General features: G+C 71.6%; 14 protein-coding genes and 1 pseudogene. 6 read left to right on the forward strand and 9 right to left on the reverse strand.

What is annotated here, in order from left to right; translation table 11 throughout:
• Both ACIBF7_RS06560 and ACIBF7_RS06565 read left to right on the forward strand, forming a co-directional pair.
• Positions 1-1,410, forward strand: a pseudogene (locus ACIBF7_RS06560) (hypothetical protein); the annotation flags it as partial.
• A gap of 184 nt (positions 1,411-1,594) precedes the next feature.
• Entirely contained in the window at positions 1,595-2,803 is a 1,209-nt protein-coding gene (locus tag ACIBF7_RS06565; RefSeq protein WP_364232111.1) for an NYN domain-containing protein, read from the forward strand.
• Between the two features lie 4 nt (positions 2,804-2,807).
• Here ACIBF7_RS06565 and ACIBF7_RS06570 read toward each other — a convergent pair whose 3' ends face one another.
• Positions 2,808-3,437: a two-component system response regulator gene (locus ACIBF7_RS06570; RefSeq protein ID WP_148037228.1), complete on the reverse strand. Its 630-nt coding sequence runs from the start codon at positions 3,435-3,437 to the stop codon at positions 2,808-2,810.
• A gap of 2 nt (positions 3,438-3,439) precedes the next feature.
• The gene (locus ACIBF7_RS06575) at positions 3,440-7,615 is read right to left on the reverse strand and encodes a HAMP domain-containing protein (RefSeq protein ID WP_148036233.1); all 4,176 of its coding nucleotides are present in this window, start codon (positions 7,613-7,615) and stop codon (positions 3,440-3,442) included.
• 177 nt (positions 7,616-7,792) lie between these two features.
• Between ACIBF7_RS06575 and ACIBF7_RS06580 the strand changes: the two genes are divergently transcribed.
• Entirely contained in the window at positions 7,793-9,283 is a 1,491-nt protein-coding gene (locus ACIBF7_RS06580; protein WP_271279592.1) for a PP2C family protein-serine/threonine phosphatase, read from the forward strand.
• Here ACIBF7_RS06580 and ACIBF7_RS06585 read toward each other — a convergent pair.
• The 3 genes from ACIBF7_RS06585 to rho form a co-directional block, all read right to left on the reverse strand.
• Positions 9,280-11,046 (reverse strand): prolyl oligopeptidase family serine peptidase, encoded by a 1,767-nt coding sequence (locus ACIBF7_RS06585; RefSeq protein ID WP_397196593.1) that lies wholly within the window; start codon positions 11,044-11,046, stop codon positions 9,280-9,282. The two genes, ACIBF7_RS06580 and ACIBF7_RS06585, sit on opposite strands and share 4 nt — an antisense overlap.
• 151 nt (positions 11,047-11,197) lie before the next feature.
• Positions 11,198-12,139 (reverse strand): putative RNA methyltransferase, encoded by a 942-nt coding sequence (locus ACIBF7_RS06590; protein ID WP_148036235.1) that lies wholly within the window; start codon positions 12,137-12,139, stop codon positions 11,198-11,200.
• Between the two features lie 61 nt (positions 12,140-12,200).
• A complete protein-coding gene (gene rho, locus ACIBF7_RS06595) occupies positions 12,201-13,274 on the reverse strand; it encodes a transcription termination factor Rho (protein ID WP_261809019.1) in 1,074 nt (357 codons plus the stop codon).
• Positions 13,275-13,615: 341 nt separating this feature from the next.
• On the opposite strand from rho, the gene ACIBF7_RS06600 reads away from it, so the two are divergent.
• Together ACIBF7_RS06600 and ACIBF7_RS06605 are read left to right on the forward strand one after the other, a co-directional pair.
• Entirely contained in the window at positions 13,616-13,756 is a 141-nt protein-coding gene (locus tag ACIBF7_RS06600; RefSeq protein WP_187281584.1) for a hypothetical protein, read from the forward strand.
• Between the two features lie 10 nt (positions 13,757-13,766).
• On the forward strand, positions 13,767-14,507 hold the full coding sequence (locus tag ACIBF7_RS06605; protein WP_261809020.1) for an MBL fold metallo-hydrolase: 741 nt from the start codon (positions 13,767-13,769) through the stop codon (positions 14,505-14,507).
• Positions 14,508-14,514: 7 nt separating this feature from the next.
• On the opposite strand, the gene ACIBF7_RS06610 is transcribed toward ACIBF7_RS06605, so the two are convergent.
• Positions 14,515-16,416 carry a nitrate- and nitrite sensing domain-containing protein gene (locus ACIBF7_RS06610; RefSeq protein WP_148036237.1) on the reverse strand — a complete coding sequence of 634 codons (1,902 nt, stop codon included), beginning with the start codon at positions 16,414-16,416 and terminating at the stop codon, positions 14,515-14,517.
• 102 nt (positions 16,417-16,518) lie between these two features.
• Complete coding sequence (locus tag ACIBF7_RS06615; RefSeq protein ID WP_397196594.1) at positions 16,519-16,983, reverse strand: hypothetical protein; 465 nt, start codon at positions 16,981-16,983, stop codon at positions 16,519-16,521.
• Positions 16,984-17,066: 83 nt separating this feature from the next.
• Between ACIBF7_RS06615 and ACIBF7_RS06620 the strand changes: the two genes are divergently transcribed.
• Complete coding sequence (locus tag ACIBF7_RS06620; RefSeq protein WP_148036239.1) at positions 17,067-17,594, forward strand: DUF6886 family protein; 528 nt, start codon at positions 17,067-17,069, stop codon at positions 17,592-17,594.
• Here ACIBF7_RS06620 and ACIBF7_RS06625 read toward each other — a convergent pair.
• Positions 17,560-18,531: a ketopantoate reductase family protein gene (locus ACIBF7_RS06625; protein ID WP_148036240.1), complete on the reverse strand. Its 972-nt coding sequence runs from the start codon at positions 18,529-18,531 to the stop codon at positions 17,560-17,562. The two genes, ACIBF7_RS06620 and ACIBF7_RS06625, sit on opposite strands and share 35 nt — an antisense overlap.
• Before the next feature lie 18 nt (positions 18,532-18,549).
• Positions 18,550-19,275: a glycosyltransferase family 2 protein gene (locus ACIBF7_RS06630; protein WP_148036241.1), complete on the reverse strand. Its 726-nt coding sequence runs from the start codon at positions 19,273-19,275 to the stop codon at positions 18,550-18,552.
• Between the last annotated feature and the right edge of the window lie 106 nt (positions 19,276-19,381).

The raw sequence follows: 19,381 nt of genomic DNA on the forward strand, positions 1-19,381 counted from the left end.
GGGGACAAGGCGGAGCTCGGGGACCGGGCGGCGGTCCAGTGGGTGGTGGGCAAAGCGAAGACCGAGGACCGGGCGACGGTCCAGTGGGGGGACAAGGCGGAGACCCAGGGCCGGGCAGCGGTCCAGTGGAAGGTGGACAAAGCGAAGACCGAAGACCGGGCAGCCGTTCAGTGGGTGGTGGACGAGGCGGAGACCCAGGACCGGGCGGCGGTTCAGTGGGGGGACAAGGCGGAGCTCGGGGACCGGGCGGCGGTCCAGTGGGTGGTGGGCAAAGCGAAGACCGAGGACCGGGCGACGGTCCAGTGGGGGGACAAAGCGGAGACCCACGGCCGGGCAGCGGTTCAGTGGGTGGGGGATGTCAGGGAAGGGCGGGCCGGTGGGTGGGCGTGCCGGGCCGTCAGAGGTGGGGTGCGGTGTGCCAGGGCGCCGTTGGCGGCGGGGAAGGTCGCGTCGGTGTTCCTGCGGGTGCGGGTGGCGCGGGACGCTCCGGAGGGGGAGGGGCCCAGGCTGCGGGTGGAGGCGGGCGCGCTCAGGCTGAGCGCGCGGGCGCCGGTGGGGGTGTGGGAAGGGGGAGCGCCGGCCAGGTTCGCCGCCGACGGGAAGGTGACGGTCAGGGCGGTGGGGAACGGGTTGCTGACGTGCCCGGACAAGCGTCAGGGGTGCGCGGAGCGGCCCGGGGGTGAGCACCGCGACGGCGACCTGGAGCCGCTCGACCTCGACAGGTCCCGGAAAACGAAAGCTTCCAGCGCCGCCCGGCTCGACCTGCCCCTGGGCGGCCGGATCCTCTGGGCGGGGCTCTATTGGTCGGCCACCGCCGAGGGCGCAGGGCCGATCAAGCTGAAGCCGCCCGGCCGGGGCCGCTACGTGACCGTACGGCCCAGCCGGGTCGCCTGGCAGAAACTGCCCCACGGCCCCGCCTACCAGGCGTACGCCGACGTCACAGGGCTGGCGGCGAGCGCAGCCAAGAACGGCGAGTGGTGGGCGGCGGACCCGCCGATGGGCACGCGGGGTCACGCCGGCTGGAGCCTCGTGGTCGTCACCACCGACCCGGCCGCCCCGTACGGCAACGCGGTCGTCCTCGACGACACCCGGATCGTCGGCGGCGACAACCCGGCGCTGCGGCTGCCGCTCGGCGGACTGGAGCCCGCCGGCGCCCCCGCCCGGGTGGAACTGGTCGCCTGGGCAGGCGACGCCGGCCTGCGCGGCGACCGGGTGTCGCCGGGCAACGGCCGGGTCATGCCGGAGGCCCGCGACCGCGATGCGGGCAACGCCTCGGTCGGCACGACGTTCGGTGTCGATGTCGACACGGTGAGCCACGCCCTCGGGCACCGTCCCAGCTTGACGATCATGGGGAAGGAGGGCGTGGTGCTGTTCGGGGTCGTTGCGGTGAGCGTTCGTGCGCGACCGTGACGGTGACCAGGACAAACTGGTACGGTTCGCCTAACGGGTCTGGCTTAACGCCGGTCGAGGGGCGAATCGTCGGGATTCACCCTCGCGCGATCACCCGCTTTCATTACCCTGGGACAGGGCCGCCGAGTCCGGCTCTGACGGTGCAGAGCCAGCACGTCGGACCACCACGAAAGGGGCGGTGTCAGTGGATCGCTGCGCGCTGTTCGTCGACGCCGGCTATCTGCTGGCGGACGGCGCGATGGCCGTGCATGGCACCCGCCATCGCGAGTCGGTGTCGTGGGACTATCCCGGGCTGTTGCAGCTGATGTCCAGCCTGTCCCGCGAGCGCACCGGCCTGCCGCTGCTGCGCTGTTACTGGTACGAGGCCACGATCGAGGGGCGCCGCACCTCCGAGCACGACGTGCTGGCCGACATCCCCGGTCTCAAGCTCCGCCTGTCCCGCATCAGGCCCGGCCGCCGTGAGGGCGTCGACGCGCAGGTCCACCGCGACCTGATGACGCTGGCGCGCAACAACGCCATCTGCGACGCGGTCGTGGTGAGCGGCGACGAGGACCTCACCCAGGTCGTCTGCGACGCGCAGGACCTCGGCGTCCGGCTGACCGTGGTCCACATCGCCGCCGACGGGAGCTGGGCCGCCTCGCGCTCCCTGCGCCAGGAGTGCGACGACCTCATCGAGCTGGGCGCCGGTCATCTGCGGCCGTACGTGACGCTGGTGACCGGGTCGTCGGAGGCCGTCAACGGTCACCAGCCCATGAGCAACGGCCACGGCTCACACTCGCTGCCCGCCGCGCCCGCGCCGTCATCGCTGCCCCCGGCCTCCTCGACCGGCTCGCTGCCCCCGGCCCCGGCCAGCACCGGCAGCCACGCCGCCCCGCACTCCTCCGCGAGCCAGCCCCAGCCGGCGAGTCCCCCGCCCAGCCGGGCCCAGTCGCAGCCTCCGGCGCTGCCCTCGTACACCTTCCCCGCCGACCCGCCCGTGCCGCAGCAGCCGGCCGCGCCGGCGACCGGGCAGCTGCCGCAGCAGTCGCCGACCACCGGGCAGTTCTCCTCGCCGTCGAGCGCGGGCACCTATCAGCAGCTCGGCCCCTACACGGGGCCGCAGCCGGCGCCGGTGACCCAGCAGCCGGCCTCGTCCTCCTCGGGAGCCACGACGCTGGCCGACGCGGTCAAGGCGGCTCACCGCGAGGGCCACGACTTCGGCGAGTCCGTGGCCCGCGACGCGCCCGCCCTCTGGCTGGAGGCGGTGCTGGCGCGCAAGCCCCGGATGCCGTCCGACCTGGAGGCCAGGCTGCTGCAGGGGTCGTCGCTGCCGATCGACTTCCTGCTGCACGACGAGGTCCGTCACGCCCTGCGCAGGGGGTTCTGGGACGCGCTGGAGCGCGCCCGCAGCTGACCGGTCAGGTCAGGGCGTCGAAGCCGGCGCGCAGCCGGGTGACGCGGTCCGTGAGGTCGGTGAGGGGGGCCCGCAGCGCGGAGGCGTCGGACTGCTGGGCGAGCTCACGCACGCGGGACAGCTCCTCCTCGACCGCCAGCAGGCGGCGGGACAGCTCCGGCAGGACCGACGCCTGGTCGCCGGCTCCCGGCGGCAGCTCGTGGCCGAGCCGCTCGCGCAGCAGCGCCGCCTGCTCGGCCAGGCGCTTGTTCATGTTGTAGAGCTCGGCGAACACCGACACCTTGGCCCGCAGCACCCACGGGTCGAAGGGCTTGGTGAGATAGTCGACGGCGCCCGCCGCGTAGCCGCGGAAGGCGTAGTCGGGGGCGCTGTCGACGACCGTCAGGAAGATGATCGGGATGTTTCTGGTGCGCTCGCGGCGCTTGATGTGGGCGGCCGTCTCGAAGCCGTCCATGCCGGGCATCCGCACGTCCAGCAGGATCAGCGCGAACTCGGTGTTGAGCAGCGCCTTCAGCGCCTCCTCACCCGACCTGGCGCGCACCGGCACCAGGTCGAGCGAGCTGAGGATCGCCTCCAGCGCGATGAGGTTCTCCTCCCGGTCGTCGACCAGCAGGATCTTGGCCCGGTCTGGCATCGTCACGCCCCTTCGGCCGGAGAGTCGGCGGCCCGGCCCCGGCTGAGCCACCCGCGCAGCCGCTCCAGCAGGCGGTCGACGTCGACGGGCTTGGGCACGTAGTCGGAGGCGCCGGAGGCGATGCTCTTCTCCCGGTCGCCGCGCATGACCTTGGCCGTCAGCGCGATGATCGGCAGGTCGGCGAACTGGGGCATGCGCCGGATGGCGGAGGTCGTCGCCCAGCCGTCCATCTCCGGCATCATGATGTCCATCAGCACGAGCGCGACGTCCTCGTTCCGTTCGAGCTGTTCGATCCCCTCGCGGCCGTTCTCAGCGTAGACGACCGTGGAGCCGTGTCGCTCCAGCACGCTGGTCAGCGCGAAGACGTTGCGGATGTCGTCGTCGACGATGAGGATCTTGGCGCCGCTGAGCGGGTCGTCGCCCTGCCACTGGCTCGTCTCGACGGGCGCCTCGACCAGCTCGGGCAGCGGCAGGTCGAGCGGCAGGCCGGGCGCCTCGGGGATCGTGGGCGGCTCCTCGACGGAGGCGGTCACGACCTGCTGCCCGCTGCTGCGCGGCCCCTCGGCGGCGCTGACGGCCAGCGGGCCGATGTAGGTGGCCGGCAGGTAGAGGGTGAACGTGCTGCCCTTGCCCAGCTCGCTGTCGACGTGGATCTCGCCGCCGAGCAGGCGCGCGATCGAGCGGCAGATCGACAGGCCCAGACCGGTGCCGCCGTACTTGCGGCTGGTGGTGCCGTCGGCCTGACGGAACGCCTCGAAGATGACGTCGCGCTTGTCGGGCGCTATGCCGATGCCGGTGTCGATCACCTGGAAGGCGAGCAGGTCGTGCGCGATGTGCAGCGAGTCGTCGTCGAAGTCGACGTCCGGGGAGGCCGGGACGACCCGCAGCTTCACCTCGCCCTTGGGGGTGAACTTGACCGCGTTGGACAGCAGGTTGCGCAGCACCTGCTGGAGCCGCTGCTCGTCGGCGCGCAGCTCCTGCGGCAGGTCGGGGTCGACCTCGACGCTGAACTCCAGCCCCTTGTCGGCCGCCAGCGGCCCGAACGCCGCCTCCAGCAGGTCGATCGTCTTGGGCAGCGACACCTGGGTCGGGTGGATGTCCATCCGGCCCGCCTCGACCTTGGACAGGTCGAGCATGTCGTTGATGAGCTGGAGCAGCGCCGACCCGGCCCCGTGGATGGTGCGGGCGAACTCGACCTGCTGCGGGGTCAGGTTGCCCTCGGCGTTCTCGGTCAGCAGCTTGGCCAGCACGAGCAGGCTGTTGAGCGGGGTGCGCAGCTCGTGGGACATGTTCGCGAGGAACTCGTTCTTGTAGCGCGAGGAGACGGCGAGCTGCTCGGCGCGCTCCTCCAGGGTGCGGCGGGCCTGCTCGATCTGGAAGTTCTGGATCTCGATGGCGCGGTTCTGCTTGGCCAGCAGCGCCGCCTTGTCCTCGAGCTCGGCGTTGGACCGGCGCAGCTCCTCCTGCTGGCGCTGCAGCTCGTCGGAGCGTTCCTGCAGCTCGCGGGTGAGGCGCTGGGACTCGGTCAGCAGGTCCTCGGTGCGGGAGTTGGCGATGATCGTGTTCATGGTGACGCCGATGTTCTCCACCAGCTGCGTCAGGAAGTCGAGGTGGACCTCTCCGAACGGGCTGAAGGAGGCCAGCTCCAGCACGCCGAGCACGCGGTTCTCGAACAGGATCGGCAGCACCACGATCTGCGCGGGCGTCGACTGGCTGAGGCCGCTGTCGATGGTGATGAACTTCGGCGGCACGTCGTCGAGGACGATGTGGCGGCCCTCGGCGGCGGCCTGGCCGACGATGCCCTCGCCGAAGGCGAACTTCGCCCGCGGCCCGCGGTCGGGCCGGACGCCGTAGCCGCCGATCAGCAGCAGCTCGCGCTCGTTCTCCGGATCGACCGAGTAGAAGGCGCCGTACCGTGCGGACACGAGCGGCGTCAGCTCGCTCATCGTCAGCTTGGCCACCTCGAACAGGTCGCGGTGGCCCTGCATGAGCCGGGAGATGCGGGCCAGGTTGGACTTGAGCCAGTCCTGCTCCTGGTTGGCCTGGGTGGTCTCGCGGAGGTTGGCCACCATCGAGTTGATGTTGTCCTTCAGCTCCGCCAGCTCGCCCTGCGCCTCGACGGCGATCGAGCGGGTCAGGTCGCCGCGGGCCACGCCGCTGGTGACGGTGGCGATGGCGCGCACCTGGGTGGTCAGGTTGCCGGCCAGCTCGTTGACGCTCTCGGTGAGCCGCTTCCACGTGCCCTCGACGCCCTCGACCCGGGCCTGGCCGCCGAGCTGGCCCTCCGAGCCGACCTCGCGGGCCACGCGGGTGACCTCGGAGGCGAACGAGGACAGCTGGTCGACCATCCGGTTGATGGTGGTCTTCAGGGCGAGGATCTCGCCCTGGGCGTCGACGTCGATCTTGCGGGTGAGGTCGCCGTTGGCGACCGCGGTGGTCACCTCGGCGATGTTGCGGACCTGGTACGTCAGGTTGTTGGCCATGAAGTTGACGTTGTCGGTCAGGTCCTTCCAGACGCCCGACACGCCCTGGACGCGGGCCTGGCCGCCGAGCTGCCCCTGCGTGCCGACCTCTCGCGCGACGCGGGTGACCTCGTCGGCGAACGACGAGAGCTGGTCGACCATCGTGTTGAGGGTGTCCTTGAGCTGCAGGATCTCGCCCTGCGCGTCGACGGTGATCTTCTTCGACAGGTTGCCCTGGGCCACCGCCGAGGAGACCGCGGCGATCTGGCGCACCTGAGAGGTCAGGTTGTTGGCCATGGAGTTGACGTTGTCGGTGAGGTCCTTCCAGACCCCGGACACGCCGCGTACCTGGGCCTGGCCGCCGAGCTGGCCCTCGGTGCCGACCTCGCGGGCGACGCGGGTGACCTCGGAGGCGAACGAGGACAGCTGGTCGACCATGGTGTTCATGGTCGACTTGAGCTCCAGGATCTCGCCCTGGGCGTCCACGTCGATCTTGCGGGTGAGGTCGCCGTTGGCGACCGCGGTGGTCACCTGGGCGATGTTGCGGACCTGGTACGTGAGGTTCCTTGCCATGGAGTTGACGTTGTCGGTCAGGTCCTTCCAGACACCCGACACGCCCTGCACCTCGGCCCGGCCGCCCAGCTTGCCCTCGGTGCCGACCTCGCGGGCGACACGGGTCACCTCGTCGGCGAACGACGAGAGCTGGTCGACCATGGTATTGAGGGTGTCCTTGAGCTGCAGGATCTCGCCCTGCGCGTCGACGGTGATCTTCTTCGACAGGTTGCCCTGGGCCACCGCCGTCGCCACGGTGGCGATGCTGCGCACCTGCGAGGTCAGGTTGTTGGCCATGAAGTTGACGTTGTCCGTCAGGTCCTTCCAGACCCCGGACACGCCGCGCACCTGGGCCTGGCCGCCGAGCTGGCCCTCGGTGCCGACCTCGCGGGCCACGCGGGTCACCTCCTCGGCGAACGCCGAGAGCTGGTCGACCATGGTGTTGACGGTGTTCTTCAGCTCGAACATCTCGCCCACCGCGTCGACCGTCACCTTGCGGCTCAGGTCGCCCTTGGCCACCGCCGTGGTCACCACGGCGATGTCGCGCACCTGCGCGGCCACGCGGGACGACATGGTGTTGACCGCCTCGGTGAGGTCGCGCCAGCTGCCGGACATGCCGCGCAGGTTGGCGCTGCCGCCCAGCCGGCCCTCCGTGCCGGCCTCCCTGGCCACCCGGGTCACCTCGGAGTTGAACAGGGCGAGCTGGTCGACCATGCCGTTGATCGCCTTGCCCAGCCGGCGCACCTCGCCGCGGGCCGAGCGGTCGAGGTCGATCCGCCGCGACAGGTCACCCTTGGCGACCGCGTCGATGACGTCGGCCGCGCCGCTCACGGGGCTCACCAGCGCGTCGATCAGCATGTTGACCGACTCCACGCTCTCCGCCCAGGCCCCCACCCCGGGGCCGGGCGTCAGCCGCTCGCCGAACCGGCCTTCCTTGACCACTTCCTTGCGCACCCGGGTCAGCTCGTTGGCGAGGTGCTCGCGGCGGTCGGCCACCTCGTTGAGCAGCAACCGCACCTCACTGAGGATGCCCGGAGGGGCATACGGGACCCGCCGCCGGAAGTCGCCGTCACGCCATGAGAACAGGGTCTCCAGGATCGGGACGAGATCCGCCTCGGTATATGTCCTCTCCTCAGGACTTGGCGCGGCCTTGGCCGTGGTCATGGGGCCTCCTTCACTCGCGGGGGACTCCGGCGAGTGATTCAAGTCTGTCACGATGAGTAGCTCGTAGTCCTGTCCTTGGATTTACCCCAAGTCAACGGGAAGTGTGGTAGGCACGAGGAGATGACTGCTTCTCCCCATGCGGTGCTAGCTGCGACGTTCGCGGCGGGCGAGTCGGCTGTGACCGACGCGATGAGGTTCACGCGCGAGGTGATGACCGCGTGGGCCACCGGCGGCATGCTCCATGTCGCCGAGCAGATCGCCGGCGATCTCGCGGGGCAGGTCGTGGACGAGCCTTTCGAGATGCTCTGGCGACACCTGGGCGGCTCCGTCCAGGTGGAGGTGAAGCAGCGGAACACCTCACATGGTGATCAGAAAGCTCCCTCCGTCCATGTCGACGAGTGGGGGATCACCTTCTCGGGTGATTCCCGTGTCCATTGGGCCAGACTCACGCTACCTGGCGCGCACCACAGCTCGGGAGCCGTCGAGTGGCAGCGGCAGAGCGGGCGCGGGCCCCACTGGCTCGGATTCCTCGCCGACGCCAGCGACCTGCTCGCCGGCACCCTCGACCCCGACATGGTCCCCGCCATCATCGCCCAGGTCGTGGTGCCGCGGCTGAGCAGCTGGTGCGCCGTCTACACCGCCGACGCCGCCTCCTCGCCGCTCCGCCTCGTCTACCTGTGGCACGCCGACGAGGCCAGGATCGACGGGCTGCGCGAGCAGCTCAGCGATCTGGACGTCGGCGCCGTAGGCACCCGGATGAGCTCCACCTTCCACCTGGGCGACAACGAGGTGCTCGCGGTCCCGCTGAGCGCCCGCGGCCGCGGTCTCGGCGTGATGTGCCTGGGCCGGCCCGACCGGTTCCCCGACGAGGCCATCCAGCTCGCCGAGGACATCGGCAGGCGCGCCGCGCTGGCCGCCGACAACGCCCGCGTCTACGCCCAGCAGGCCGCCGCCAACCGCGCCCTGCAGCGCAGCCTCCTGCCGCCCAACGAGCCCGAGGTGCCCGGCCTCGACTACGGCGTGGTGTACGAGCCCGCCGGCGAGGTCAACGAGGTGGGCGGCGACTTCTACGACGTGTTCAAGGCCGGCGACGACTCGTGGCGCTTCGCCATCGGCGACGTCTGCGGCACCGGCCCGGAAGCGGCCGCGGTCACCGGCCTGGCCCGCCACACGCTCCGCCTGCTGGCCCGCGAGGGCTACGGGGTCGCGGCCGTGCTCGGCAGGCTCAACCAGGCCATCCTCGAAGAGGGCGAGCGGGCCCGCTTCCTGACCTTGCTGCACGGCGACATCACCCCGGCCGACGACGGTCTGGAGGTCCGGCTGGTCTCGGCTGGTCACCCCGAGGCGCTGCGGCTCAAGCCCAGCGGCGTCGTGGAGTCGATCACCACCCCGCAGTCGCTCCTGGGTGTCTTCCCCGAGGTGGTCTTCGAGGTCGACGTCGTCCACCTCGACCCCGGCGACGTGCTGCTGGCGGTCACCGACGGCGTCACCGAGCGACGCTCGGGCGGCCGGTTGCTCGACGACGAGGGCGGGCTGGCCAAGATGCTGGCCGAGTGCGCGGGGCTGTCGGCCAAGGCGGTGGCGGAGCGCATCCGCCGGGGCGCGGCCGACTTCGCCACCGAGCCCAGCGCCGACGACCTGGCGATCCTGGTGCTGCGCGCCCGTTAACGCCGGCCCAGGTGCTTGCGGGCGAAGTCGAGCTGCAGCGCCGTCTGCGCGATCCGCTCCGCGACCACCAGGTTGCTCCGTACGGCGTCGTAGGTGTAGACCTCGTGCTCGTGGCCGTGCCGTTCGAGCTGGGCCACGTACTTCTGGATCTGGCGCGGCGGGCAGCGGGTGTCGTTCTCGCCGGCCAGGATCAGCACAGGGCTCTTCACCTGGTCGACGTAGGTGATGGGGGAGCTGGCCGCGTAGCGCTCCGGCTGCTCCTCCGGCGAGCCGCCGAGCAGCGCGCGGTGGTAGGCGCGCAGGCTCTCGGCCTCGTCCTCGTACGACGTCCGGTGGCAGGCGATGGGCACGGCGGCGATGCCGGCGGCCCACAGGCCGGGCTGCGTGCCGAGGCCGAGCAGCGTGAGGTAGCCGCCCCAGGCGGTGCCCGCCAGCACGAGCCGGTCGGGGTCGGCGATGCCGGCCTCGACCACGGCGGTGCGCACCGCGTTCACGTCGGCCAGCTCGATCTGGCCGACGTCGCCGTGCAGCGCGTCGCGCCAGGCCGAGCCGTAGCCGGTCGAGCCGCGGTAGTTGACCCGGACGACCGCGAACCCGGCGTCCACCCAGGCCGCCACCTCGGGGGAGAAGGCGTCCCTGTCGTGGCTCGTCGGGCCGCTGTGCAGAAGGAACACTGCGGGGAACGGGGCGGCGCCGTTCTCCGGGCGGGAGACCAGGGCGTGGATGCGCCCGCCCGGCCCCTCGGCGTCCAGGTCCTCCAGGGGGACGCTCGGCGGCGCGGCCGGGCCGCCGGGGTTGAGTACGACCTGGCCGCTGGTCGAGCGGATGACGGGCGGGCGCGAGGCGCTGGACCAGGAGTACTCCACGTGGCCGCCGGGGCGCGGGCGCGCCTCCTCGATGACGCCCTGCGGTGTCTCGATGAGCGTCAGCCCGCCGCCCGCCAGGTCGTAGCGGAGGAGGTGGCTGCGGGCCCGGTGACCGCGCTGGATGAGCAGGCCGCGGCCGTCGTGGTACCACTCGGCCGTCATCTCGCCGTCGTCCTTCAGCCAGATCTCCCGGCGCGCGCCCGTCACCGGGTTCCAGACCAGCGGCTCCTGGCGGCGGCGGCGTTCGTGCAGGGCGAGCAGGCGGGAGTCGCCCGGCGCCGGGGCGAAGCTGAGCCCGACGACGCCCATGCCGGGGCCGTCGTACAGCTCGCCGACCACCTGGCCGGACTGGCGCACGACGCGCAGCGCGGGGTGGCGGAAGTCGCCGTACTCGCCGTGGTTGATCGCGATCAGCTCGCCGTCCATCGACATGCCGGCCGCCCAGGCGGCCTCGCCGTGCTCGTACAGCATCTTGACGTGCTCGCCGTCGCGCACCAGGTGGATGCGGAACGTGCCCTCACTGGCCAGGCTGATCGCGGCCAGGCCGGTGGACGAGAGCGCGATGCCGGCCGGCTGGCCGGGCGGCGCTCCCAGAGCGACGGGTTGGTCGGGGCCGCCGAAGAAAGGCTGGCGCCGCCAGCTGCCGAACTCGTCGCCGTCGGTGTCGTCGAACCAGTAGATCCACTGGCCGGCGGGGTCGATCGCGGCGTGGGCCGTGCCCAGAGGCCGGTCGGTGACCTGGCGGGTGGCGCCGCTCGCGCGGTCCCAGGCGTAGACCTCCCACGTGCCGGTGGCGTTGGAGCGGTAGATCGAGCGGTTCGGGGCCAGGGGGGCGTAGGACGGCAGCGACATGCGCGACGCGCGGAACCTGGCCTGCCAGCGTTCCTCGGCCTTCATCCGCCGCGCTCCCCTCCCATGGGCGCCCCTCGCCGTCCTCATCGGCAACGGGTTGCCGTCCAGTATTGCGCTTGCGTCGCGGAAATACTCCGGAAATGTGGGGGAATTTGGTACTAAACGCCCCATCAGTAACACCAGTCTCAGATGCCCGTCAAGAGGGTGACCTTGCGCCAGGTGTCACTTCGAAGGTAGATAGGTGGAACTCTGCCTTCGTAACCACTTTTTCTAGCCTTTTCGCGTTATTGCGGGAGAAAACTCGCGTTATCCCCTCCGCCAGCTCCTCCTCGCCCAGGTGCCACGCACTCGGCCCCATCCCCACCACGGCCCGGACCTCGTCAGGCCCGAGCGCCATGTCGAACGCCACCACCCGCCGCTCCACCTCGGCGAACCCCTCCAGGCTCCGCGCCACCCGCTGCTCCTTGCCGGCGTCGACGGACAGCAGCCCCAGCTCCTCCACCAGCGGGCTGAGGTGGCCGGGCGCGGGCGTCACCACGACGACGCGCCCACCGGGCCGCAGGATCCGCCGGAACTCGGGCCCGTTCCTGGGCGCGAACACGTTCATCACCACGTCGGCGACCCCGTCTCCGATGGGCAGGCGCCGCCACACGTCGGCCACGAACGCCCCCACCCTTGGGTGCGCCCTGGCGGCCCGCCGCACGGCGTGCTTGGACACGTCGAACGCCATCACGACGCCGCGTCCCGCCGCGTCGAGGACGGCCGCCGAGTAGTGGCCGGTGCCCGCGCCGGCGTCGACGATGACCGGCTCGGCCCCATGGCCAGAACCACCGTACGCCTTCGCGCGCCCGCCGTCAGGCGAGTGTGAGAACGATTCGGCATGGGCGCTCCAGACCGCCTCCGCCAGCGCGCTCTCCAGCGGCGCGAAGTGACCGGCGGACAGGAAGGCGTCGCGGGCGGCGACCATCTCCGCGCTGTCGGCCGTGCCGGGCGGGCGGGACCCGACGAGCAGGCTCACGTAACCCTGCCTGGCCACGTCGAAGGAGTGGCCCCGGGGGCAGCGCAGCGCGCCGGGGTCGAGCCGCATTGACTGCCCGCAGACGGGGCAGGCGAGGTGTTCGGCGATGTCGGCCAGCATGCGGCCCATTGTCGCGGCCTACTGTCGCGCCTGGGCGCCGAGGGGCCGTCAGACAGCGCCGTCAGACGGTGGCGGCGGCCCGGACCAGGAAGTCGGCGTTGGACGCGGTCTCGCGGAGCTTGCCGACGAGCATCTCCATGCCCTGGTGGCGCTCCAGGCCCGTCAGCGAGCGGCGCAGCCGCCAGACCACCTGCCGCTCCCGCGCGGGGAGCAGGATCTCCTCCCGGCGGGTGCCGGAGGCGTCCAGGTCGACGGCCGGGAACACGCGGCGCTCGGCCAGGTCGCGCACCAGGTGCAGCTCCATGTTGCCGGTGCCCTTGAACTCCTCGTACAGGCTGTTGTCCAGCCGCGAGCCGGTGTCGACGAGCGCGCTGGCGAGGATGGTGAGCGAGCCGCCGCCCGCCACGTTGCGCGCGGCGCCGAAGAACCGCTTGGGCGCGTAGACGGCGGCGGCGTCGAGGCCGCCGCTGAGCGTCTTGCCGTTGCCCGGCGCGGTGTTGTTGTAGGCGCGGGCCAGGCGGGTGAGCGAGTCGAGCAGCAGCACCACGTCGCGGCCCTGCTCGACCAGGCGCTTGGCGCGCTCGACGGCGAGCTCGGCGATCGCGGTGTGGTCGCGGTCGGGATGGTCGAAGGTGGAGGCGAAGATCTCGCCCTGGATGCCGGCGCGCATCTCGGTGACCTCTTCGGGCCGCTCGCCGACCAGGAGGACCATGAGGTGCGCCTCGGGATGGTTCCGTGTGACGGCGGCGGCCAGGGCCTGGAGGACCATGGTCTTGCCGGCCTTGGGCGGGGCCACGATGAGCCCGCGCTGGCCCTTGCCGATGGGCGCGAACAGGTCGATGACCCGGGTGCTGAGCGACTCGGTCTCCAGGTGGAGCCGTTCGTCGGGATGCACCGGCGTCAGCTCGGCGAACCGCGGCCGGTCGCGCCAGTGGCTCTCGCCGTTGACGGTCTCGACCTCGACGAGCCTGCCGCCGTCGGCCTTGGCGGTCACGTGGTCGCCGGGACGGAGCCCGAGCTGCTTGACCCGGTCGGCGGTCAGCCGCAGGTCACCGGAGCTGGGTAGATGGCGGGTGCGGAGGAATGCGGATTTGTCCCGCACGTCCAGCAAGCCGCTGATGACGTGAACAGACATGATGAACCCCTTTGAGGGCATGCCGGTAAGAGAAGCACCGGCGCGCGTAGGTGAGGAAACCCGAGGCCCGCGGAAGGGGCAGATCGGGAGGGAGGAGAGCGGCGGAGCTTGAGCTCGAACGCCACCGGCAACGTACCACACGTCGCTGCCCATGAAACGTCTAGCCCTCTCGGGCTATTCCCGGGGCATTCTCGTGTCTTCGCGCGTGAAACGCGCCGTGGACCGTAACAATGTTCTTCTCGCCGTCCTGTCCGATCCGGACATGGAATCCGCAAGCGCCCTGCAGGACCTTTGCAATGACGGCGAGGTTACCTATACGCAGACGATCCTTGGGGGATGACATGAACAGCACCCGTTGCCCGCGATGCCACAACGAGCTCGACGAGGGCCCGATCATGTACCGGTGCGCCACCTGCCGGCGCGCGGTCTTCGCCGCGGACCTGGAGAACGAGTTCGTTCCGCGCCAGCCCGTGGCCGCCTAATCTGGGGCGTATGCCCCACCAACCGCTGCACGTGGCCGGCGTCGAGGTGACACCCCTCTGCGACGCCGTCGGCCCCATGGGCGAGGCGATCAGACGCCCGCTCGCCGAGACGTTCCCGGGAGCAGACCTCCCGGAAGAGCCGTGGATCCTCCACTTCCACTGCTACCTGCTCCGCGACCGCGCGGGCCGCCTGACCCTGGTCGACACCGGCATAGGCGGCACCGACTCACCGGCGTCCAGCTGGGCGCCGGTCCCCGGCTCGCTGGCCGGGGAACTGGCCGCCGCGGGCGTCGCGCCCGCCGACGTCGGCACCGTGATCCTCACGCACCTCCACAGCGACCATGCCAGCGGGGCCGTCGCCGACGGCCGGCCCGTGTTCGAGAACGCCCGCTACGTGCTCCAGGACGCCGAGCTGGAGGCCGCCGGCGGCGCCATGCTCCGCCAGGTGATCGACGTGATTAAGGGCCAGCTCCAGGTGGTCGACGGCGACGCCGAGGTCGCGCCCGGCGTGCGTGTCCACCTGACCCCCGGCCACACGCCCGGCCACCAGATCGTGCGGCTCGGCGACCTGGCGATGACCGGCGACCTCGTGCTGCACCCCGCGCAGCTCGCCGACCCGGCCGTGCGCTACGTCTACGACGACGACCAGGAGCGCGCGGCCGCCACCCGGGCCGAGGTGCTGGCCGGGCTGCGGGCCGAGCGGGCGCTGCTGGCCACCGCCCACTTCGAGGAGCCGTTCGTACGGCTCTGAAGGTGATCTACCGGCCGGCGAGCACCGGCTGATCGGCCAGCAGGCTCGCCGGCAGCATCACCCGCGCGGTCAGCCCTCCGTAGGGCGAGGGCGCGAGCGTCACCTTGATGCCGTGACGCGACGCCAGCCGGCCGACCACGAACAGGCCCAGCCGGTCGCTCTGCGCCAGGTCGAACTCCGGCTTCTCCGCCAGCCGCGTGTTGAGCTGGTCGAGCTCCTCGCGGGGCAGGCCGAGCCCGCGATCCTCCACCTCGACCGTCAGGCCGTGAGGGGTCGAGGTGGTGCGCAGGTCGACGCGGGTGCGCGGCGGCGAGAACAGCGTCGCGTTCTCGACCAGCTCGGCCATCAGGTGGGCCACGTCGGTCACGGCCGTGCCCAGCAGCGAGACCGGCGGCGGCTGCAGCACCTCGACCCGTTGGTATTCCTCGACCTCCGCCACGGCCGCCCGCAGCACGTCGACGATCGGCACCGGGTTGCGCCAGCCCCGGCCCGGCTGCTGGTCGGAGAGGATGATCAGGCTCTCGGCGTGGCGGCGCATGCGGGTGGTCAGGTGGTCGAGCTTGAACAGGTCCTCCAGCATCACCGGGTCCTCGGTGCCCCGCTCCATGCCGTCGAGCTGCATGAGCTGGCGGTGCAGCAGCGACTGGTTGCGGCGGGCGAGGTTGACGAAGACCTGGTTGACGCCGTGGCGCAGGTTGGCCTGGCTGAGCGCCGCGTTGACGGCGGTCGACTGCACGTCGTTGAACGCGTGCACGATGTCGTGCACCTCGGACGTCTCCGCCTTGACCTCCAGCGGCTCCACCGAGGTGCCGACCGGCGGCTTGGCGCTGGTGCGCAGCTGCTCGACCAGCTCGGGCAGGCGGACCTGGGCCAGGTGGGTGGCGGCGTCGCGCAGCCCGGCGAGCTCGCGTACGAGCCGCTTGCGGAAGCGGAGCGACAGCAGGATCGAGGCGAGCACCGCCAGCAGGCCCACCCCGCCCGCAACCGCGATCTTCATCAGGATGCCGGTGGCCGCGGGCGCCAGCCGCTGCGCGTACGCGGCGCTGGTGGTGCGCTGGTTGGCCTCGACGGCCTTCCACAGGTTGTTGGCGTCGACCGGCCAGGTGGCCGCCTCCGCGGGCAGGCCGTTGACGACGGCCTGGCCCCGCATCGCGTCCTCCGCCTCCAGGAACTCCTGGTAGAGGGGAGAGCTGATCAGCTCCTGGTAGGGGGTGCGCAGCTCGCCGTCGAGCTGCGTCAGGGCCTGCGAGTAGAGCAGCCGCCTGGTCGCCGCCCACTCGGCGAACGCCTCACGCTCCGCGCTGGTCACCCGGCCCCGGCTGAGCACCACGGCGATCATCGCGCGCTCCCTGGAGAGCATCTCCTTGCCCTCGGCCAGCATGGCCAGCGCCCGTACGTTGCGGTAGAGGGCCAGGTCGGGCACCAGGACCAGGGCGTCGTACATGCGGAAGGAGGCGTCGACGATCTGGTTGTAGCCGTTGATCAGGTCGAGCTGGGACGGGTTGGGCGCGTCGACGTCGCGGCGGATCTGCGTGAGCCGGTCGAGCTGCCTGAACAGCGCGTTGAGCTGGGCGCTCATCGCGGGGGTGAGGTCGTCCTGCCGCCCGGCCAGCTCGCGCAGCTCCTTGGCCGCTCCGTCGGTCAGCGTGCGCTGGAGGAACAGGGTCTCCGGATTGCGCTTGGCCGAGATGAACTGGATCGAGGACAGCCGCTCGTTCTGCAGGTGAGTGGTCAGCTCGCTGGAGGGCTCGGCCAGGTTGGTGGTCAGCCTGTCGGTCTCCAGCATCTGGATGCCGTCGCCCGCCGTCAGACCCGCCGCGAACGCCCAGAGCCCGACCAGGGAGGTCAGCGGGACGAGCAGGAGGATGAGCAGCTTGATCGCGATGGGACGGCCACGTGTGGGGGGCATGCGACCTCCGGAGGCATGTGCGGGCGCCTCGCAGATTACACCCCAGCGCGATCCGGGGTCATGCGCCGGCGCGGGGGCTCGACGCCCCCGCGCCCGGAGCGGTCATCGCCTGGTTTGCTCGGGACGGCCGGCCACGAGGCGGTCGTCCTCGGCGCGCTCGGCCGTGGCCGCGCGCTCCTCGGCGGTGGTGCGCCGGTCCGCCGCGCGCTCGTCCGCGGTGGTGCGCCGGTCCGCCGCGCGCTCGTCGGCGGCGGTGCGCTGGTTGGCCGCGTGCTCCTTCTCCAGCTTCTCCTGCAGCCGGCGCTTCTCGCTCTCCAGCTCGGCCACCCGGTGGGAGGCGTCGGCCCGCGCGCCGCGGAGCGCGCGGCGGTGCCTGGCGGACCTGCGCGAACCGAGCGCGATCAGCCACAGCCCGAGCAGCAGCACGGCGGCCGCGGCCGCGCCGGCGAGGAACATCTCGACGTGGTTCGGCTGGAAGGTGTAGCCGAACAGGTTGTAGCTCGTGCCTTCCTCGGCGAGGACCAGGATGGCCGCGCCGGCGCCGAGGATCACCAGTAACAGACCCATGAAGATCATCTGCACTCACCCCTTGTCGTCAAAGCGACGTCCAACTGCCCAAGGAGCGTGGGGATATGCGCGAGGATCAAGGGATGAGACCCGATCCCGGCGAGGTTCTGCACTTCTCGGAGGATCCGACGATCGAGCGGTTCGTCCCCCACGTGGCGCCGACGTCCAGGCAGAGCGAGCCGTACGTGTGGGCGGTGGGGGCCGACCGGTGCCCTGACTACTGGTTTCCGCGCGCCTGCCCGCGGGCGCTGGCCTGGACGGGGCCCGGGACCACCGCGGAGGACGCCGTACGGATCATCGGCGCGGGCTGCGGTGACCGGGTGCACGCCATCGAGTACGGCTGGCTGAGGCCCATGCTGGAGACCAGGCTCTACGCCTACCGGCTGCCCGCGGACGGCTTCGCGCCCATCGGCGACCCGCCGCACGCCGTGGTGTCCACGGTGCCCGTGACGCCGCTCGGCCCGCCCGAGCCGGTGGGCGACCTGGTCGAGCTGCACGAGCGGGCGGGCATCCAGCTCCGGCTGCTCGACAGCCTCTGGCCGTTCTGGGAGGAGGTGATCGGCAGCAGCCTGGAGTTCAGCGGAATCCGTATGCGGAACGCGCGCCGATGAGCGCGGTCAGCTCCTCGACCGTCATCGAGCCCGGCCGCCGCCGCTCGCGGGCGAACCGGTTGGCCTCGCGCTGCAGCACCTCGTTGACCGGGGTCGGCAGGCCCAGCTCGCGCCCCAGCAGGACGATCTCGCCGTTGAGGTGATCGGCCTCGATGGAGCCCGAGCCCTTGGCCAGGCTCTGCCAGGACGAGCCGCCGCCGCGCGCCTCGCCGCCGATCGGGCGCATGTCGACGCGGTCGCCGCGCAGCTCGCGCTCCTCCCGCGGCGTCGAGTACGGGATCCCGGCCGCCTCCAGCACCGCGACGCCCTCGGCCCTGGCCTGGTCCAGCAGGGGCCGGGCGGCGGGGTCGGGCCCGCACAGCGCCTCGACGGCGTTGGTCAGGTTGGTCAGCAGCTTGCCGTGCTTCCACCGCATGACCTCGGTGGAGGTCACCCCGACCAGGTGGCTGCGGTCGAGGTCGGTGGCGATCTGCTTGGCCAGCTCGTCGGAGCCGTACGGGTAGCGGCCGACGTGCAGCAGCCCCGAGCGCGGCCACCCGTAGGCGGCCACGACGCCGGGCTCGGTGTGGAGGGCCGGCAGCCACACGCACATGCCGTAGACCCTCTCGAACCGGCGCAGCGCGGTCCGTTCGTTGGCCACGCCGTTCTGCGCGCACACCACCGGCAGGTGGCGGGGCCACGGGTCGAGCGCGGCCACCGTGTCCTGCGACTTGGTGGCCACGATCAGCACGTCGCCGTCGCGCGCCGGCACCGGGCCGTCGGTCGCGGGGATGTCGATGACCTGGTCGGAGCCGGGGGTGATCAGGCGCAGGCCGCGTTCGCGCAGCGTCTCGTAGTGGGCTCCGCGTGCCACCAGCAGCACGTCGTGGCCGCCCTGGTGGAGCCGGGCCCCGATGGTGCCGCCCACCGCTCCCGCGCCGATCACGATATATCGCATGTTAGGAGGTGTCACCTTTCATTTGGCGAGCGCCACCTCGGCCGGGGAGGCCGTGGAGGCGCGAAATCGCTCCCGGAAGATGGTCTTCAGCACCCGCCAGCCGTCGCGCAGCGCGTGCAGGTTGCTCTCGCCGTGGATGCGGCAGCGCTCGTGGCTGGGCACCTCCCTGGTGACCAGGCCGGCCCTCGCGGCGCGGATGTTCATCAGGGTCTCGATCTCGAAGCCGTCGCAGTCGAGGGCGAGCGCGTCGAGGTGGCGTGCCCAGAACGCGTTGTAGCCGTAACACAGGTCGGTGTAGCGCGTCCCGTACATCAGGTTGGTCAGGACGGTGAGCGCCCGGTTGCCGAGTGAGCGCAGCGGGCTGAGGTCGTCGGAGCCGCCGCCCGGCGCGTACCGCGAGCCCTTGGCGAAGTCGGCGCCGGCGGCGAGCGCGTTGACGAACGAGCGGATCTCGCGGCCGTCGGTCGATCCGTCGGCGTCCATCATGACGATGATGTCGCCCTTCGCCGCCGCCGCTCCCTCGATCAGGGCGTTGCCCTTGCCGCGCCGGGTCTGCGCGACCACGCGCAGGTCAGGGCGGAGGCGGCGGGCGACCGCCACCGTGTCGTCGGTCGAGTCGCCGTCGACCAGGATCACCTCGTCGATCCAGGCCGGTAGGGTGGCGAAGACGTGGGGGAGGTTGTCTGCCTCGTTCAGCGCCGGGACGATGACGCTGACGGTGGCGGGGAAGGGCTGCTCGTTCATGCAGGCAAAGATCCCTTCACGCGCATGCAAGACACTTGACGACGCCTTGCATCAGTCGCGGATCTCTGTGTCGGTGACCACTCCGTGACCTGCGAACATATACGGA

The sequence above is a fragment of the Nonomuraea sp. NPDC050478 genome, from assembly GCF_044458265.1.
Lineage (GTDB): Bacteria > Actinomycetota > Actinomycetes > Streptosporangiales > Streptosporangiaceae > Nonomuraea > Nonomuraea ferruginea.

Excerpts from the sequence above, each read along its gene's own strand:
- ACIBF7_RS06600 (WP_187281584.1), top strand. The coding sequence starts at position 13,616 with ATGAACAGCACCCGTTGCCCGCGATGCCACAACGAGCTCGACGAGGGC.
- ACIBF7_RS06605 (WP_261809020.1), top strand. The coding sequence starts at position 13,767 with ATGCCCCACCAACCGCTGCACGTGGCCGGCGTCGAGGTGACACCCCTC.
- ACIBF7_RS06625 (WP_148036240.1), bottom strand. The coding sequence starts at position 18,531 with ATGCGATATATCGTGATCGGCGCGGGAGCGGTGGGCGGCACCATCGGG.
- ACIBF7_RS06610 (WP_148036237.1), bottom strand. The coding sequence starts at position 16,416 with ATGCCCCCCACACGTGGCCGTCCCATCGCGATCAAGCTGCTCATCCTC.
- rho (WP_261809019.1), bottom strand. The coding sequence starts at position 13,274 with ATGTCTGTTCACGTCATCAGCGGCTTGCTGGACGTGCGGGACAAATCC.
- ACIBF7_RS06630 (WP_148036241.1), bottom strand. The coding sequence starts at position 19,275 with ATGAACGAGCAGCCCTTCCCCGCCACCGTCAGCGTCATCGTCCCGGCG.
- ACIBF7_RS06590 (WP_148036235.1), bottom strand. The coding sequence starts at position 12,139 with ATGCTGGCCGACATCGCCGAACACCTCGCCTGCCCCGTCTGCGGGCAG.
- ACIBF7_RS06620 (WP_148036239.1), top strand. The coding sequence starts at position 17,067 with ATGAGACCCGATCCCGGCGAGGTTCTGCACTTCTCGGAGGATCCGACG.
- ACIBF7_RS06570 (WP_148037228.1), bottom strand. The coding sequence starts at position 3,437 with ATGCCAGACCGGGCCAAGATCCTGCTGGTCGACGACCGGGAGGAGAAC.
- ACIBF7_RS06575 (WP_148036233.1), bottom strand. The coding sequence starts at position 7,615 with ATGACCACGGCCAAGGCCGCGCCAAGTCCTGAGGAGAGGACATATACC.
- ACIBF7_RS06615 (WP_397196594.1), bottom strand. The coding sequence starts at position 16,983 with ATGGGTCTGTTACTGGTGATCCTCGGCGCCGGCGCGGCCATCCTGGTC.
- ACIBF7_RS06585 (WP_397196593.1), bottom strand. The coding sequence starts at position 11,046 with ATGAAGGCCGAGGAACGCTGGCAGGCCAGGTTCCGCGCGTCGCGCATG.